Below are 16285 nucleotides of genomic sequence, written 5' to 3'. Positions count from 1 at the left end.
CCGTAGCGGACACAACAAGATCAATCACAATTACCGTTTCCTTTCCCCCACCGCATTACGCGACAACAACGGCCACAGCGGCGATAACGAAAATGAGACAAGCCAAGGTGGCGGCCAAGCGGGCCGCCTGTTGCTGGCGCATCCGCGCCAGGTATCTCCATTGCAGTAGCGCCATGCGATGGTGCTGAGCCTTGACTTCCTGGCGTTGGTATACCGCCAATGGATGGTCCGAACCTGCCGGTATTCCACGCCGCTGCTGGCTTTGCTGTAGGCGACCAAACCGCCGCCGAGCGGACTTGTAGGCACGTTTAGCGTTGCGATATTCCGTTCCGGTCATACTCACCGCCTCCATGCCTCACCGGAACGGATCTCGTACAGCGCATCCCACATGACCTCGAGGGTCGCCTCATCGGTCACGAAATCCAGAGCGCGGACAACATTGAACGGTTCTCTCAAGGCAATCCCGGCGCTCATGCTCAGAAAGAGCAGTTCGCTAGTGGCATAGGGGCCTTCTCTCCCCTTCACCGCCATCTCATCCCAGTCGACAGTGTCGCCAGCAGGCCACACGTCCGCGGTGAACTCGTCATCGCGGACGAACCGGGCCACCGGGCGGATCGGCTTTTGCCACATGCGCAACGCAGTACGCATAAACTCATTGCCGATCTCAGTGAAATTTCGCTCCAGCGTCCGCTGGAAGTCTTCCCACCTCATCGGTAACCTCCTTCTTGTATCGGTTGACACTCCACTACCCACGACCAGCCGAGACAGCGGTTGGTCGGGAGAAGAAGAGCACCGAGACGAGAAGTCAGACAGAGAAATAAAACAGTGCATAAGGGAGCCCTTCGAACGGCAAGCGAACCCTTGAGAAAGGGCTCCCTTATGCGCTGCGCACAGCCAGCTCCCCATGCCGGGTGCCGGGCCCCTTCAAAAAGGGGCGCGAGCTTCTGGCTCTGCAAGTCGTCAGTCAGGTCGTGGTCGATCGGGCGAGTGTTGGACAAGCAACATTCCTGACCGTATTCGGGTACAGTCAGTCATCGCGCTCACGAGTTCCGGTGTCGCCCTCAACAAAAGGGGGAACACCAATCCAATGATCCAAAAGGGAACACCTCAACCCCCGTCGCAGAGTTGCCAAGCAAGAAGCTCACCGGCTCATGCACAGTAGGTCAGGCCCGTAACCTGGTCATACACACTATTTGCGCTCCCACTCGCTTCCGTTGGGAAGCTCCCTCCCGCGCCGTAGCAACGAGATTCCCCGCCTGGAGGCAGATCCACGTTGTAGTGCTCCACATGGAGCGAACAACACTGCGCCCGTGCCCGGTTCGTCGTCTCCAACGCCGTGGCCCGATCCCTCGGGCTTATGAACTCCCAGCAAAGTACAGACTGGTCTCGCTGCCATCCATCCCGATTAGTTTGGCAGCCCACTCGGGGGCTCCGATGAGTTCAACGGTGGCCTGCCTCAGGTGCACGCCACCTCGCCTGGGAGCCATCCATCACCGAAGCGACAGACAGCACGCCTAGATGCCGAAGCATCAGCGCTCTAGGCCGGGATCGAACCGGCACCACATGGGATTCCCACTAGCTAGAGCCATAAAAGAGAAAGAGAAACGTTCAAGCAGCGTTGACAGCACTGGATCGGTGAGTGCGAAGAACAGAACCATGACGCGCATGGGGCGCTGACGAAGTGCGGGAGGCGGCCCGGCGGCGGGCACGCAGGCGGCGCGACACCAGATCACACAGCTGGCGCGCACTACAGGGACGGTGCGTAACGATCAACAACAAATCATGGGGAATCGGATTACCGAGGCGGCAAGTAACTACGACGTGCTTGGTCAAGTACGCGAACGCACGGCGGTCAGTCCAGTTCGCTCGACAGGTCAGCCGCCACATCGCACGCTTCCATTCCCGGAACGTCAAAACCACCGGGCTACCGGTAATAGCGCGATCAACGGCTACCGGATCGACATAATCCGTGTCACGCGGCGGTGTCGCCGGTAGGTCCAGTTCGCGGGCCACTTGAGCATCGTGCTCAATAACGCGGCCCCAACAGTCAGCGCAGGCAACATCGTTCCACGAAGGGATATGGGCGTGACGGTTACGGCAGGTACGTGCGGCTACAGCTGCAAGTGGGTGAATACCAGTTTTCTTCATCTGTTGCTCCTAGGTCGGGGTCGTTCGGCCATGCATCAACTATGCATGTCTAGTACGATACTGTCAATTGATAGTTCTGTCAAAAACACGACAATAGCCCGTTTTAACGGTTCGTGTACGGTTGTCCCTCTGAAACTATGTATGTCTAGCGGATAACTAGAAGGAGTCAGCGTGATGGAACGGCGACCAAAGACCCGTACTCAACAGCTAATGGATCAAATCGTTCACCGCATCGACAATGGGCAATACCCAATCGGAGAGTTCATCCCATCAACCACACAACTAATCAAAGAATCAGGAGCGTCTAAGACGGTCGTCATCAATGCTGTTCGCGAGCTAAAGGCCAAAGGGTACCTAGACAGCCATCCAGCGAAGGGGGTCTTTGTAGTTGCGACCACAGATGAGATAACAGAGGATGACCTAGACATGGGGGTGCTAACTCGAGATATCGCCGAAGTACGAGAACGGGTCGATCGACTAGGTTCAGAAGAACACTCCCTTGACGACCTACGTGCCGAAATCTCAGGCCTTCGTCGCATGGTCTATTCCCTCCATGCGCACCTGATTGAGCTCTACGGCAAGGTCGGGCAACCATATCCCGAAGGACTTCTCAACCTATCGGAACAAGACACGAATAGAAGAGCATCATGAACAAAAAAGTTGTATCACTTCATAAGAATCGGAAGTTCAGGGCAAACCTAGGTAATCTAGCTCGACAACAGATTGTGGATGCAAGACTGGCACTAGGGATGGACCATACCGAGTTCGCTTCGAAGTTGGCTGACCTCCTTGGGTGGCCAGTCGAAGCAACAAAGGTTGAAAGTTGGGAGACATCAGCAACACCTCCGGGCGATGTTGCTCTCGCCTCTAATATGCTTCTTCAGCACGCTTCGCCATTTCAGGGCTCCAAGGTTAACGACGATATGTTGGGAGCTGCAGTACGTAACCGGTATGCCGATGTCACGGCTGTATATCCCACAAGAAGCCAGTTCACAAGTGAGATGTCCGCGCACGAAATATTTGACGACGCGTCCGAGATTAAAGCTGCTGGCCTTTCGTTGAATACCATCTGTCAGCAATATCCGACCGAACGTCTGGTCGATCTGATTGAAAATGGAACCAGTGTTGAGTTGCTTTTTCTAAATCCCACCGGGACATCGATAAACGAACGCGAAGAAGAGGAAGGGTTCCAGGCTGGATACCTCTCAGCACTGACCCAATTGAACATCGACACTGTGAGCCGAGTTCTGACATCGCTTAGCGACGACGCGCTCGGTCGGTTCGAAATACGCCTATATGATGAACCAATTCGGTTCAACCTGCTATTCGTAAACGACGAAGTTGGTGTTGCTCAACCGTACCTACCGGCTTCTCGTGGAGTCGACTCTCCAACCTTCGTATTGGAAAAGACCCGGCAGCGCGGTCTTTATCAAACATTCCGATCAATCTATCTTGAACTATGGGATAGGGGAACAATAAGTGGATACTAACTACTACTTGAGGCTTGCCCGTTATGCCGTTCAGCAGGCTGAAGAGATCATCTCCGAAAGTACTGACCGCTCAGAACTGACCTATAAAGGTGATCGCGATTTCGCTTCAGCAGTAGATATGCGCGTCGAGGAATCAATCAGAGCTCGCCTCACAACAGAATCGCCTGAATGTTCGTTCTTGGGAGAAGAATATGGGCTACAAAAGGGGCATAGCGACGAGTTGATATGGGTCCTCGACCCAATTGACGGCACTTCAAACTTCGTTCATGGTAACCCTCTGTACAGCATATCTCTATCACTCCTAAGCGAGGGAGAGCCTGCTGTTGGTGTTGTATCTATCCCGCAATTGCATCACCAATTCACAGCTGCCGTAGGGCAAGGAGCTGCCATAAATGAAACGACGACCCACTGCTCCTCAACTAAAGAATTGAGAAGTTCAATAATCTCAACTGGTGATTTCGCCGTAGGGAAGGGAGCCATCGAAAAGAACCACGAGCGGTTCGAATTGCATCATCAGCTGGTTCCCACGGTCGAACGAGTCCGTATGTTCGGTTCTGCCGCAATCGACCTGTGCTGGGTTGCGGCTGGCTGGACAGATGGGTGTGTTGTAATGTCTGGAAAAATTTGGGATGTTGCAGCAGGTATCGTGATTGCCCGAGAAGCTGGCGCGGACGTACTTAACGGTGACGGTGAACAGTATGACTCAAATTCGGAGACGATGATTGCGAGCACGCCTGCCATCACAGATGAACTGGTTCAAGTCGTCAAAACTGCTGCAAACTGGCAGAACCACAGCTCAGTACCCTAGAAATTCATCCCAGACCATCTTAATGTTACTCAACGTTGCGCCAGACAGCACTTCGTCACGTCCTGGAGGTTCTAGAGTTTCGGACGGCACCAACATGGTTTCAGCTACTCGTACGAAGCCGGAAACGGAATCGTTTTCGTTGAGATTCACGGTGTACGGCACAACCACACCGTCAGAATTTGTCTCTTGCCGAACAATTGGCGCTGCCAAGACTGCGCCGTGGTAAGGATTGAGGTTATGGTCGTCTGCTGATAGCACGACTACTCGAAGACCAGTTGTAGCGTCGCGGTAAATGTGGCCACGATTTGCCGATGACGTCACTATCGACCGGTCACCTCGGTTGCAGCCGTCTGGCTCCAGATATTACGTCGAACCACTTCAGAAGCGGACATCCAGCGAACTGTATCGGCGTCCGGCTCGGTGAAGTTCTCGATCTGTCTCCGACGAAGTGACCGCTGAAGCTCCCGGTCAATCCATTCATCCATAGCCAAACCGTCAGCCAGGGCCGCTGCGCGTATTTGCTGAGCACGTTCTTTACTGAGTTCAAATTGATTCGCCATCCATGCCTCCGCTTCCCAACCCAATAGGGGCGATTGTGTATCAATCACGGCACCCTTGTGTCCTGCCCTCTCCGATCGAGTTCGTACTAGTAATCGTAGGCGAACACTCTTCAATGCGGCAACCCGGAGTGTTCCAGCTTTTGATTTCTTTTCCATTGACGCGTCGACGACGCCAAGCATTTGGCGGGTGTAAGGTTTCCTTACACCCTTCGGTGCAACCAGGTGAAACATCCATTAGCGGGTGTCACTTCCCTAGTCTCTCAATAATCCCTGTGTTTCAGCTTCACCAATGAACCTGCGACTTTTCAACTCTTGGCGGGTGTCAAGGCGGGTGTGGCGGGTCAGAGGCGGGTGTAAATTTTTCCTGACACCCGCCGGTACAACCAGGTGAAACATCCACTGGCGGGTGTGGCGGGTGTAGTTTTCCTATTCTCTCGTGAAGAGTGAAGAGCCCCCTTGTTTCAGCCTATGACCTATTGCTAAAACAGGAGGGTAGTGCAGCTGGAAAGTGCAGCCAGAACTATCGTTCAATTCCGCACTTCATAAACCGATATTCCGTCCTGACCTCGATAAAGACTATTATGACCCAAGCGGCCTTCACCTTACAAAGCAGTGGTCACTGGTTCGATCCCAGTAGCACCCACCAGGTAAAACACCCCCGAGAGTGCTTATTCTCGGGGGTGTGGCAGCCAGAATTGGCAGCCAGAACTAATTCTGAAACAGTTTTGCGAGCTGATCCACAGCTTTTCTCACTTTTTCTTCTCAACTCCTGACTGAATTCAAGATTGCCGGTTCGTTTGGTGCCAGAAACCGCGCTAAGGAGGCTCTTCGGAGTTTAGCGGGGTGTGGTTGGTGGAAAAGAACGAAGGTGCCTCATTGTTGATGTGTGAAAAAACGACAAAAAAGCACCTTCGTTACGTCTGATTCTAGCAAGATCGTCCAGGCGCTTGTAGGGTTCAAGGATGTTCGTGTTGTACAGTACGAACGTCATGGCCCGCACGTCGACTTGGTTATCGAGCAGGTGGTGGATCATCCGTTGTGTTCCGACTGTGGCGGTCGGGCACGAGTTAAGGAACGTCCCCTAGCGCGCTATATCGATCTTCCGGTGTACGGGCAAGCGATGCGGTTGGTGTGGCGTAAACATCGGATGTGGTGTCCCAGCACGGCATGCCCTAGACGTTCCTGGGTGCTTACGGATCCGCGTATCGCTGGGGCCTCGAGTCGTGTGACGACCCGAGCCGCGAAATGGGCCACCGTCCAGGTGGGGAAGGGCCGTACCGTCAGTGAGGTCGCCACCGAGCTCGGCTGCGACTGGCACACGATCAACGATGCCGTCACCACCTACGGTGGAGCACTACTCGACGCCGACCGCAAACGGTTGAACAAGACCACTGCGATTGGTTTGGATGAAACCAGTTTCATGCGCCTGACCAATCGACACACCAGCTACGTCACGACCGTCTGCGATGTCGACCACCACCAGATCATTGACCTGCTTCCCAGTCGTGATTTCGTTGATGTGGCAGCGTATATCAATGAGCGATCGGTCGCATGGAAGCGGCGCCTCCGCTATGGCGCGTTGGATATGTCGGCCGCCTACGCTGCTGTGTATAACGTGATGCTTCCCAACGTTGTCCAAGTGGTCGATGCGTTCCACGTGGTGGCGTTGACCAACCGGGCGTTGGACGCGGTACGCCGTCGGGTACAACACGAACAGACAGGTCATCGTGGACGCAAACATGACCCGCTCTACCGGGCCCGACGGGTACTGTTGGTGGGCGAAGAACGCCTGACCGACACAGCCGCCCAGCGACTGTCGTCGCTTCTGGCACTGGGCGACCCTCATGCTGAGGTAGCAATTGCCTACCGGGTCAAAGAGCGAATACGTGATTTCTACCGGGAGGCAAACCCTGACACGGCACGGGTGATGATGACCGATCTAGTGGCCCACTGCCGTCACCACGCGATGCCGCCCGAACTACAGAGACTGGGCCGGACCCTCCAGCGTTGGCGCGACAAGATCTGCAACTACCATCACGCTCGGGTTAGTAACGGCCCTACCGAGGCTTTGAACAACCTGATTAAACGCATCAAACGGATCGGGTTTGGATTCACCAACTTCCACAACTACCGCATCCGGGCTCTGCTGTATGCCGGCAAACCCAACTGGCGAGTCCTCGGCTCCATCACCATTAAATAAACCACACCCCGCTAAACTCCGAAGAGCCGCTAAGGATGGCCAATGGCGTTTGGCGATCGTACAATGCCTATCACCTGTGACTATTCCGTGCCCACGACAGGTAGGATGCGCCGCATCCACGTCAAATGATTTAGTCTCTCGCACGCCTCTTATACCCATAGTGGTGAGCACTCATACGGTTCGTCTACATGGCAAAGCAACTCTCGCTTCGTATACAAGTCTTCCAATGCCAAGAAGTAATAATGCGCTGATATCGGAAACCGACGATCACGCATCGCAGTGGAGACGTGCGGCACTGACTGAGCGGTGAAATACCTAAACCGATAATCGCGGCAAATAATAACATGGGGCGTGCTTCCGACGGCTTCCACCGTATAGCGATCATCACAACGTCTCCTGTTGTTCCCGTTTCGATTAAATTCGGAAGCATTGGTGGTTGCCATAGAAGAACGGCCGTGTGATCAATTCCCTCACCAAGCCACATATCGGGGCGTCTCAGGCAAGGTTGCCGCTGAGATGGCCTGGCGCTCTGCGTCAATGATATTACCGGTCCTGTACATGGCCCACGCCGATTCATCGAACCGTGCCTTGGCTTGCGAGATCCGGCCCAATCCTGCCAGCGCCTTCCCGAGTCCCCACAGCGCTTTGACCTCGTAGGATACGTCCATCACATCTGATCGAGAGTTGCGCAGCACTTCCTCGAAGATTTCCAGAGCCTCGTTGAATCGCCCCGCTCCGATATAGCGGAATCCCAGAACATTTCGGCCGTAGACCTGGTTGTCCGCATCCAACTCGCCCTTTTTCGCCACTACCTCCTCAGCAAGGCGGCAGGCCTCGTCATGCTCACCAAGCTCTTCCGCTGCCTGCGAGCCACGGACGAGAGCCCAGAATTCGGTGCGTATATTCGAAATCTTCCGCGAATCAATGAGAGAATCCATCGCCAATCGATACGCCTCTCCGGAATGACCTGCACAGCGAAGGGCATGGGACATCCAGGTTCGATACACAATCGACCATTCTGGTAGTTGAGAACCCAATGCCTCCTCGTAGCCCTCTTCCAGTAGGGGTATGCATTGCTCAGCATCGCCCCGGTGAAGCAATGCCATATATTTGGAGAATCGCGCTATGTGCCGGTGATAAGGTGAAAGCCTATCCAGCCGACCAAGCGCTCGGTCAATGATTGCCTCTCTCCAATGCGGCGAGGTTTGATGGGTCATATCCAGCGCAACGGCGATTCTGCCGATTACCGCCCAAGACATGGCGAGCGAACCGTTGTCACCCGTGTAATCGAGCAGCAAACCGGCATTGGGAAGTTCCATGCGGTACCAGGCACCCGCCGCCTCCTGATCGGCAAACGAGAAGGAGATATCGTTGGCGGGATACTCCTCACTTGTCCGCAGGTACTCCGCTTCCACCGGTACGAGGGTCGCGGCTGCCTCTACCATCGCGACCGCATAGAACTTCACTGCTCTCTCAAACGCAGCGTTACGAACCTCGTCGTCCCACCTACTCGGCCATTGGCTCCACGCAAACCCACGAATGAGGTCGTGGAACCGGTATCGGTCAGGCTCGACCATCGAGATGAGCTGGTTTTCTTCCAAGATGTCGAGCAGATCCAGAGCCATGCTTGCATCGACTCCCAGAATGGCTGCGGCCAGATGCACGGTAAACGACGTACCGGGAAACTGGCCAAGCAACAGAAACAGCCGCACAACCTCCGAATCCTCACCGTGCCTGCGGCACACGTCCGCAAAACTCATCGCGACGCTCGCCTTGACCGCAAGGTCGTCGAACGCCAGTGCCTCGAGTCTCGCGTTCTCATTTTTAAGTCGATCAGCGAAAGCACTGATCTTCTTGGCACCACCGACACGGCACTTCGCCGCGGCTATGATCAACGCCAACGGCATTCCTCCACAGACGCTTATAATCCTTTCAATCCCACGAGGTGATTCCCTCACGATCGCTTCACCAAGGTACGCCTGCAAGACCTTTCCCGATTCAGCATCGTCCAGCGGCTCCAAATGCAGATTCCTCCCGGCTTCTGGCAGGACCAGAGGTCTCCTGGAGGTGACGATGACTGTGCACATTCCACCACCTGGAATCAGCGAACGCACTTGCGAGACGTCGCGAGCATTATCCAGAAACACGATCGCGCGTTTTCGGTTCAGTTCCGTCCTGAGGCGGGCTTCCAGGCCGTTCAGGCTCTCATTGTCCGCTACGGCAACTCCAAAGGAACGGAGCACCAAGTTCACCGCTTCCTTCGCCTCGAGAGGTTCGAGCCCGGGTGTATGGCCCCGCAAATCAACGTAGGCTTGACCGTCGGGAAATCTGCCGGATTCTTCATGAGCAACATGCAGGGCGAGGGCCGATTTGCCCATACCCCCTGCTCCACTTACAGCGACGACGGACGACTTGTCCCGAGGGCCGCTCAGCGCTTCCGACAATATCCGAACCTCGTCCCCTCTTCCCAAGAAGACGTGCGGCCTCGGGGGAAGCTCACGCGGGACGTCGTTGTCCACTTCGTTTCCTCCCTCGTCGTCTCTGAGAATCTCAGTGTGCAGCCCCCTGGTGTCAGCGTCGGGGTCGATCCCCAATTCGTCACCTATTAGCTGCCGATGTTCTTCGAAGACGTGTAGAGCTTCACTCCGATCTCCACTGACATGCAATGCCTTTATCAGCAGACGTGCAGCCTTCCCAGACACAGGATTGTCGTCGACGACCTCTCGTGCTTCGCGAACCGCCCTTTCAAGTTGCCGCCTTTCAATCAAACAATCGACGACGTCATGCCTTAGCGACTCGCGAACTCGCAGAAGCCTAGTCGCTTCCGGCGTGAACGGTTCCGCGTCCAACTCGGCAAACGGTTTGTTCGGAATGGATTCCACAACTCGTTCCAGAGTCGTCAGTGCCGCTTCATAGTCGCACTCCGCGAAGGATTTTCTACCGGACTCGATGTCCGCGTCGATCATGCGAATATCCGTGTCGGCATCCTCCAATCTGGCGAACCGGTTCCGAGAGGAGAGCCCGTCGAAACCGTGCCCCAAGAGGTGTCGGCGCAGGTTTGACAGGACGTTGGAGATCTGCCGGTAAGCGGTCGGCGGCGGCTGATCGGACCACAATAGTTGTGCGATCCGATCATGATGCACCGGAGTACCGTCCTGTAGAGCGAGGAATGCGAGCACCGAAGGAGCATGCCGCCCTGGAATCCGAATCTCCATGCCTGCTATATAAACCTTGAAAGCGCCGACCAGACGGACGTGCAGCAACAGAATGCCTTTCCCGTTGGGAGACAGTGTCCCTAACAACGGTAAGTGAGACTTGCCAGAGCTTCCCATTTTTTGGGAATGGTGCCCTGCTGCCTGACGACCCGCCTAGTGCCGATCGGGATGGTTGTCGCGCATGCTTTTTTCATGTCGCTTTTGTGCGCGGTCGATCGTGACCGTCAGGATCCGCCCAAGCGCCTCTCTCTTGCGGAATCCGTCCGGCGAGATATCCAGAGCCGTGATGACGTTGCCATCACCAATAGTAACGAAAACCGTTCCCTCTTCATCGCTCTCGGTTGTTTCCAGTTCGCGCAACGACTCGCGGAATTCCTCCAGAGCTTCAACCTGGCCGCGCAGATTCTGCTGCGTCTGCTCCAGATCTCGGATGAGCGACCTCCCATCGGCCGCCGTGCTCGTATGATTATACATCGCAATGCCTATATCCCTTCGTTCTCGAATACAGCGGCAGCGGTTTCCGCTAGCTCTCGATCGGCCAGCGAACGCGCCTCACGAACCAGGCCCATAATTCGTTCACTCAGGTCATGACCGTCCGTGCGGAACGCCCGCGCGGTGAAGGCTATATCTGAAACCACACCGCCCGGTTTGCACCGCACAACGATCGATCGCGCGTCATCGGAGGCTTCCGCTTCGATCGAACTTGCGACACTTGCGAGCTTCTCACGGGTGCTGGCGAGAGCTTCCGGCGCGGGTAGGCGTCTCTTGTCGTCCACTTCGTCACTCCTTCCCGTCTTGTGAGGCGAGCGTGTCGTATGTAGCCGGGACGTTCTCCAGGAAGTCCAATAGATCCGACGCAGCTTCGTATTTTTCGGCAACCTGATTCGTCAGTTCGGCGCCGGCGAGGAAGATCGTCGCCGCACGTAGAACGAGAGAAGTGAGTTCAAGGCCGGTTTTGGCGAGAATGATCTCCACGTCGACTGAGACCGTGATCGCCGCATACGGCCCTTTAGTGAGGCCGTCTTTAAGCGCATCGACCAGGGTCGCAATCAGGTCCACGATGACATTGTTGATAAAGCTGATGAGCCGGTTAGAGAAATCCGCGAAAAGATCGACGACCATACCTAGGAGGGTGGCTATACCGGCCGTGGCTTCAATGGCCTCAACGAAGTCCTTGGTCCGCGTTTGTGCACCTGTATTGCTATAGCCCATCCATGCCGCGTCTACCGTATTCGTAGCCGTCTCGGCGTATTCGCCGGCCAATGTCTTTAGCGATTCAGAAGCACTGTCCCACATATCTTTTGCGGTTTTCAGTCGTCGAGGGTTACCGACGACGTATCCCCAGGCGTCTTCGATCGGCTGAACCCATTTGGTTAGGCCTTCAAGCCCTGCCGCCACGAGCCATCCGACGATGTCGCCTATGTCCGCATTAGCCAACGCTTTGACGTCGTTGACAAGGGCAAACATCTCCTTTCCAAGGTCAGTGAACATGATTTGGAGTTCGATGAGGTTCTGTATAACGTCCTCACCGTCAAACAGCTCCTGGAAAACCTCGTTCGCTTTTCCGTCGTGGACGTTGGTCTTATAGAACTTGACCAGGCCTCCGACGGCCGGCAATTGTCCGGCGCCGAACCATGCGCCGTCTTCCCAGCTCTCGACGCTGAGTGGGTTCTCGCCCCATTCCCACTCGTCAGCTTGTTTCGGAGCGTCTGAAAGGTCGACCGCTTCACCTTCCCACTCGCCCATCAGACCAGGTCCTCCAAGAGCTTGTTCATCGTAGCCGCCGAACTCTTGTCAGACTCCTCGATCCTGTCGCAGCAGTGGGAGATGAGTCTCCCGAGCCCTTCACCACCGACTCCGAGCCGGGTGAGCATGTCCTCGGTCTTCTCCGCAGCATCGAAATAGCAATCCATGAAGGGTTCTCCGACGGCACCGAAAAACGACGAGTCTCCGTCGGTATTCCCAATATAGCTTTCAACGATGCTGAAGTCACTGCTCAGTTGCTGATATTTGTCGGCACCGGTGCGGACCCGTTCCGTGTCGACATAAACGCTGAAGGGTCCGTCAACCCCGTACTCTCCGTCCATAACGCTTCTGTTCCTTGTCCTTGTTTAACGGTGCTGAACACCGTATCCTCAGCTGACAGAAACAGACTGGCATTCGGAATCACGAATCGATCATGAGTCGGTCATCATCACGGAACCTCACTGCATCGCCACACTACTGGACGGGATGTAACCTCACAGATCAGCGGTAACCGGAAGCGTCGAGCGTTTTTCCCGATTCCTGGATGTCCGCGATGTACGCCCATGCGTCCGGCTGTGAACCGTCCAAGTCGGTAAATCCGTACTCCTTGGCAAGTCCGCCACTCGACATCGACTGCCCATTCCATCGTGAACGCTCGGGGTCGGCGGCCAAAGCCGCGACAGCGCGCCCCACGAATCGTGGGGTTTCCGAAATGGCGAAATCCGGCACCCGGGTAATGGCATCGCGCCAGTTCTCCTCGCTGACTCCAAAGCCTTCAAGCATCATCTCGGAGCGCATCCAGCCTGGGGTGATGGATACGGAGGTCGCTTCGTATGATTCTAGGTCCTTCGCATGCAACCAGCCCATCCGATTGATCGCTACCTTCGCCACGTCGTAGAAAGGGCTGTTGCGATAGTTCCGGTTGTTGTATTCCGTTGTGCCATCAGTAACTTCGACGAGCAATCCACCAGGGTTTTCAATGAGTAGCGGAAGCGCGAAGTGCGCGGTGATGAGGTGGGTGTCGACTCCCAAACGCAGCAGGTGGAGCCCGTTTTCCAGATCGTGTTCCCACACCGGACTGTCGAACTCGAAGAGGTTCTCCCCTCCCCATACATTGTTGACGAGTATGTCCAACCGCCCCTGTTCATCGCGGATACGGTCTACCAGCGCGCGTACTTGTTCGGGTACGAGGTGATCGACGGGAACGGCGATACCGACGCCACCCGCTTGTTCCACGGCTTCCGCGGTTTGCTTGATCGTCTCGGGCCGATTGTATTCGGAGGAGTGCGGGGAGGTCGTGCGACCGGTGACGTATACCGTGGCTCCCGCCGCACCGAGTTCGGTCGCGATACCTTTCCCGCCTCCGCGAGTGGCACCCGCAACCAGCGCGATTTTTCCATTCAAATTCATTTCGGATCCCTCCGGTCAAGTTTATAAACGAACGTTCGTTTATACTACATGAATGGTACGACCTAAAACATTGACTGATGAACAGGTACTGGATACCGCCCTTGACCTGGTACATAAACACGGAGTCAGCGGATTGACCTTCTCAGCGCTCGGGAGTCACTGCGGCCTCTCCGCCGCAACGCTTGTTCAGCGCTTTACCAATAAAGCCACGCTCACCCAGCGCACCTTGCTACACGCATGGGACGAGTTGGAGGCACTGACCCGAAAACTCGCTTCCTCCACTCCCCTCACTCCGCATGGAGCTGTCGACCTGCTGATCGGGCTGTCCGGGGACTATGGTGGTATCGACGCCTACGGAGACGGCCTGCTTCTCCTCCGTGAGGATGTCCGCGACCCGGTCCTCCGCGCGCGTGGTGTCACGTGGGAATCCAATTTGACGGCGGCACTCGAATCACGTTTCGCCTCGATTCCCAATGCTCCGAGCGGCATCGGATACGCGATGGCGGCGTACTGGCAGGGATCATTGACATGGTGGGCTTTTCGCGCCGATCAATCACTGCACGACTATCTGGTCGATAAGCTGACGGCCTTCATCGACATGTTGGGTGTATCCAATTGAGGCGTACAGTGGCCGCTCACGATCCTTACATCGGAAGCCCTACCCTCACCGAGGGAACGCGCGGGTGCAATGAGCAGAGTCTGAACTTCATGACACAACACGTATATCTGGTTATGCCCCACGGCAACAGACACGATTTCGCCATAGCGGCTGGAAACGCTCCGCAGGTCGTCGGATTCTGTTGGTCATCAGGCTGACACTGGATCAGCGCCGAAAGGGAAAATCACTGGAATATCGATCAGGGTAAACATATTCTGAACCGTGATGTCTGACAAGCCAACGCAGTATGCGCACCTCACATTCAATTCGCCGCTCGCCCCCTGGCGTGCCGAGCGGCTCGTCCGTTCACTTTCCAAAGACAACCCGCCCCGGATCATCGACTTCGGTTGCGGCTGGGGAGAACTGCTCCTCAGCCTTCTCGAAGCGTCCCCTAGCTCCACAGGTATAGGACTCGACAATGACAACCGGTTGCTGGACCGGGCCCGTTCAAACGCACGGAAACGCGGCCTTAGCGACCAAGTTGAATTCATCGACCGAGATGCCTCCACTTGGACGGAACCGGCCGATCTTGTCATATGCATAGGCGCCTCACACATCTGGAGCGACCCTCAAACGGCCTTGAGAAAGTTGCATCCACTGGTTAAACCAGGTGGTCGTCTACTTTTCGGGGACATGATCTGGGAACGACGCCCCACACCCGAGGAACTTGCCCGCTTGTGGGAGGAAGCGAGCGGAGACGAGATGTGTGATCTCCCGGAACTCACCGATGCCGTCATTGATGCTGGATTTCGGCCTCTGCGACTAGAAGCGGTCGAGCGAGGCGAAATGGATGATTTCGAATCTGGATTCCTTGCAGATTGGGAGCACTATCTGATCAATTGTCCGAACGCCGCAGAGGCGGATACGTATCGTCGGTTTGCCGATGAACATCGTCGAATGTGGCTCGAGGGGTACCGGGACCTGGCGGGATTCGCGTACGTTACCGCTGGTCGACCGTATAGTCGACGGTGATCGCAAAAAATTTGAAAGCAGTCGGTACAAAACGTCGAGAACCGAGGTCCGGCGTCGTCTCCGGGGTCGGCGGCAAGAGGTGCCGCCCGGAACAGGACCGATCACGGTGGAACACCGCGATCATCGCCGAAGGAGTCGATATTCTGCAATATGCTCTAGCAAGCGATCAGCTGGGCGAATACCAGGCGCAGGCGGCAATTGCCGCCCTACACGACGATGCGGCGTCGGCCGACGAAACCGACTGGCCGCAAATTCTGAAATGGTACGACGAACTCGTGCGGCTGGTCCCGAACAATCCCGTCATCACCTTGAATCGGGCGGTTGCCGTCGGCCACGTTGACGGCCCCCTGGTGGCACTGCGTTTGGTGGACAAACTCGGCTCCGCCGTACCGCGTCGCAACGCGGTGTCCGCTTATCTCCACGAACACGCCGGGAACCCGGCGGAAGCGGCACGGCTGTATGTTGCTGCGGCCGAAAACACCGCCAGCTCAGTAGAGCGAACCCACCTGTTGAAACAGGCCGCTCGCCTCCACCGAGATCAGAGGTCCGTCGGCTCATGACGAAGCTCCGCCATATATACGGTAGGTATCTATATGCGAAACGGTCCGGGTCCGCATCGCGCCCGGGAACGTGTCGCGCTCGCTTCGATCTGGTTCCGGCATTTCCGTCATGTCACCGAATCAGGCCTCGCCATGGCTCTTATACGGCAATTATCTTGCGCCACAATAGAGAAAACGTTTAATTACGTAAAATTGCCTTGGGACGCCGGTTCTATGCCAAAGCAATTGTTAATTGCCTTTCTGAATCGACCGAGCAGCCTTAATGTCTGAATTACATCCCCATCTCTGAAATCCCCGAGGACACCGCTTTACAGTTTCCGAAACCGTACACATTCCCCTGTAGATAACCCGAATATGGTTCCCACCACAGGAAACACGCGCATTCATAAGCTCGTGTGCTCACACTTTTGTCATTTTAGAGACCCATACTACGGCGTAAAGGTAATGTGTCCATTACTCGCAGTAGCTCGGTAGAGTGGCGAGCATTGCCCAGAGGAGGCCAGACCAGAAATTTGCGA

At 55.7% G+C, this 16285-nt stretch carries 16 protein-coding genes; 7 read left to right on the top strand and 9 right to left on the bottom strand.

Annotated elements, in window-relative coordinates:
* Positions 1–55 precede the first annotated feature (55 nt).
* Complete coding sequence (locus HALAL_RS0112100; protein WP_035534431.1) at positions 56–337, bottom strand: hypothetical protein; 282 nt, start codon at positions 335–337, stop codon at positions 56–58.
* Between the two features lie 2 nt (positions 338–339).
* Positions 340–711, bottom strand: a complete 372-nt coding sequence (locus HALAL_RS0112095) for a hypothetical protein (RefSeq protein ID WP_025274256.1) — start codon at positions 709–711, stop codon at positions 340–342.
* 1647 nt (positions 712–2358) lie between these two features.
* Between HALAL_RS0112095 and HALAL_RS0112090 the strand changes: the two genes are divergently transcribed.
* From HALAL_RS0112090 to HALAL_RS0112080, 3 genes are read left to right on the top strand one after another with little or no spacing between them, the layout of a single operon-like run.
* Complete coding sequence (locus tag HALAL_RS0112090; protein WP_169732450.1) at positions 2359–2799, top strand: winged helix-turn-helix domain-containing protein; 441 nt, start codon at positions 2359–2361, stop codon at positions 2797–2799.
* Complete coding sequence (locus tag HALAL_RS0112085) at positions 2796–3638, top strand: DUF5919 domain-containing protein (protein WP_025274254.1); 843 nt, start codon at positions 2796–2798, stop codon at positions 3636–3638. The genes HALAL_RS0112090 and HALAL_RS0112085 overlap by 4 nt, the downstream gene beginning before the upstream one ends.
* A complete protein-coding gene (locus HALAL_RS0112080; RefSeq protein ID WP_025274253.1) occupies positions 3628–4446 on the top strand; it encodes an inositol monophosphatase family protein in 819 nt (272 codons plus the stop codon). The genes HALAL_RS0112085 and HALAL_RS0112080 overlap by 11 nt, the downstream gene beginning before the upstream one ends.
* Before the next feature lie 320 nt (positions 4447–4766).
* Here the strand turns inward: HALAL_RS0112080 and HALAL_RS16950 are convergent, their stop codons facing one another.
* Positions 4767–5186, bottom strand: a complete 420-nt coding sequence (locus HALAL_RS16950; protein ID WP_025274252.1) for a hypothetical protein — start codon at positions 5184–5186, stop codon at positions 4767–4769.
* A 706-nt stretch (positions 5187–5892) separates the two neighbouring features.
* On the opposite strand from HALAL_RS16950, the gene HALAL_RS0112065 reads away from it, so the two are divergent.
* On the top strand, positions 5893–7206 hold the full coding sequence (locus HALAL_RS0112065) for an ISL3 family transposase (RefSeq protein ID WP_084471779.1): 1314 nt from the start codon (positions 5893–5895) through the stop codon (positions 7204–7206).
* Positions 7207–7676: 470 nt separating this feature from the next.
* Here the strand turns inward: HALAL_RS0112065 and HALAL_RS0112060 are convergent, their stop codons facing one another.
* From HALAL_RS0112060 to HALAL_RS0112035, 6 genes are all read right to left on the bottom strand, one after another.
* Positions 7677–10421 carry an AfsR/SARP family transcriptional regulator gene (locus tag HALAL_RS0112060; protein ID WP_169732449.1) on the bottom strand — a complete coding sequence of 915 codons (2745 nt, stop codon included), beginning with the start codon at positions 10419–10421 and terminating at the stop codon, positions 7677–7679.
* Between the two features lie 153 nt (positions 10422–10574).
* Positions 10575–10895 (bottom strand): YbaB/EbfC family nucleoid-associated protein, encoded by a 321-nt coding sequence (locus HALAL_RS0112055; protein WP_025274250.1) that lies wholly within the window; start codon positions 10893–10895, stop codon positions 10575–10577.
* A gap of 8 nt (positions 10896–10903) precedes the next feature.
* Complete coding sequence (locus tag HALAL_RS0112050; protein ID WP_025274249.1) at positions 10904–11197, bottom strand: hypothetical protein; 294 nt, start codon at positions 11195–11197, stop codon at positions 10904–10906.
* A gap of 4 nt (positions 11198–11201) precedes the next feature.
* Positions 11202–12167, bottom strand: a complete 966-nt coding sequence (locus HALAL_RS0112045) for a hypothetical protein (RefSeq protein WP_025274248.1) — start codon at positions 12165–12167, stop codon at positions 11202–11204.
* Positions 12167–12508 (bottom strand): hypothetical protein, encoded by a 342-nt coding sequence (locus tag HALAL_RS0112040; RefSeq protein ID WP_025274247.1) that lies wholly within the window; start codon positions 12506–12508, stop codon positions 12167–12169. Before HALAL_RS0112040 ends, HALAL_RS0112045 begins: the two co-directional genes overlap by 1 nt.
* A 160-nt stretch (positions 12509–12668) precedes the next feature.
* Positions 12669–13577, bottom strand: coding sequence for an SDR family oxidoreductase (locus HALAL_RS0112035; protein WP_025274246.1), 909 nt, complete (start codon positions 13575–13577; stop codon positions 12669–12671).
* Positions 13578–13629: 52 nt separating this feature from the next.
* Between HALAL_RS0112035 and HALAL_RS0112030 the strand changes: the two genes are divergently transcribed.
* The 3 genes from HALAL_RS0112030 (at position 13630) to HALAL_RS0112020 (ending at position 15767) form a co-directional block, all read left to right on the top strand.
* The gene (locus HALAL_RS0112030) at positions 13630–14196 is read left to right on the top strand and encodes a TetR/AcrR family transcriptional regulator (protein WP_025274245.1); all 567 of its coding nucleotides are present in this window, start codon (positions 13630–13632) and stop codon (positions 14194–14196) included.
* Between the two features lie 264 nt (positions 14197–14460).
* Positions 14461–15207 (top strand): class I SAM-dependent methyltransferase, encoded by a 747-nt coding sequence (locus HALAL_RS0112025; protein ID WP_025274244.1) that lies wholly within the window; start codon positions 14461–14463, stop codon positions 15205–15207.
* Positions 15204–15767: an RNA polymerase sigma factor gene (locus tag HALAL_RS0112020; RefSeq protein WP_025274243.1), complete on the top strand. Its 564-nt coding sequence runs from the start codon at positions 15204–15206 to the stop codon at positions 15765–15767. The genes HALAL_RS0112025 and HALAL_RS0112020 overlap by 4 nt, the downstream gene beginning before the upstream one ends.
* The last annotated feature ends 518 nt before the right edge of the window (positions 15768–16285 follow it).

The organism is Haloglycomyces albus DSM 45210 (assembly GCF_000527155.1).
Lineage (GTDB): Bacteria > Actinomycetota > Actinomycetes > Mycobacteriales > Micromonosporaceae > Haloglycomyces > Haloglycomyces albus.
Note: the sequence above shows the minus strand (reverse complement) of the source record. Positions and strands in the feature narration are given on the sequence as shown.

Coding starts and splice junctions, on each gene's coding strand:
- HALAL_RS0112100 (WP_035534431.1), bottom strand. CDS start 337: ATGACCGGAACGGAATATCGCAACGCTAAACGTGCCTACAAGTCCGCT.
- HALAL_RS0112040 (WP_025274247.1), bottom strand. CDS start 12,508: ATGGACGGAGAGTACGGGGTTGACGGACCCTTCAGCGTTTATGTCGAC.
- HALAL_RS0112060 (WP_169732449.1), bottom strand. CDS start 10,421: ATGGAGATTCGGATTCCAGGGCGGCATGCTCCTTCGGTGCTCGCATTC.
- HALAL_RS0112095 (WP_025274256.1), bottom strand. CDS start 711: ATGAGGTGGGAAGACTTCCAGCGGACGCTGGAGCGAAATTTCACTGAG.
- HALAL_RS0112055 (WP_025274250.1), bottom strand. CDS start 10,895: ATGTATAATCATACGAGCACGGCGGCCGATGGGAGGTCGCTCATCCGA.
- HALAL_RS0112025 (WP_025274244.1), top strand. CDS start 14,461: ATGTCTGACAAGCCAACGCAGTATGCGCACCTCACATTCAATTCGCCG.
- HALAL_RS0112090 (WP_169732450.1), top strand. CDS start 2,359: ATGGATCAAATCGTTCACCGCATCGACAATGGGCAATACCCAATCGGA.
- HALAL_RS16950 (WP_025274252.1), bottom strand. CDS start 5,186: ATGCTTGGCGTCGTCGACGCGTCAATGGAAAAGAAATCAAAAGCTGGA.
- HALAL_RS0112085 (WP_025274254.1), top strand. CDS start 2,796: ATGAACAAAAAAGTTGTATCACTTCATAAGAATCGGAAGTTCAGGGCA.
- HALAL_RS0112045 (WP_025274248.1), bottom strand. CDS start 12,167: ATGGGCGAGTGGGAAGGTGAAGCGGTCGACCTTTCAGACGCTCCGAAA.
- HALAL_RS0112030 (WP_025274245.1), top strand. CDS start 13,630: ATGGTACGACCTAAAACATTGACTGATGAACAGGTACTGGATACCGCC.
- HALAL_RS0112035 (WP_025274246.1), bottom strand. CDS start 13,577: ATGAATTTGAATGGAAAAATCGCGCTGGTTGCGGGTGCCACTCGCGGA.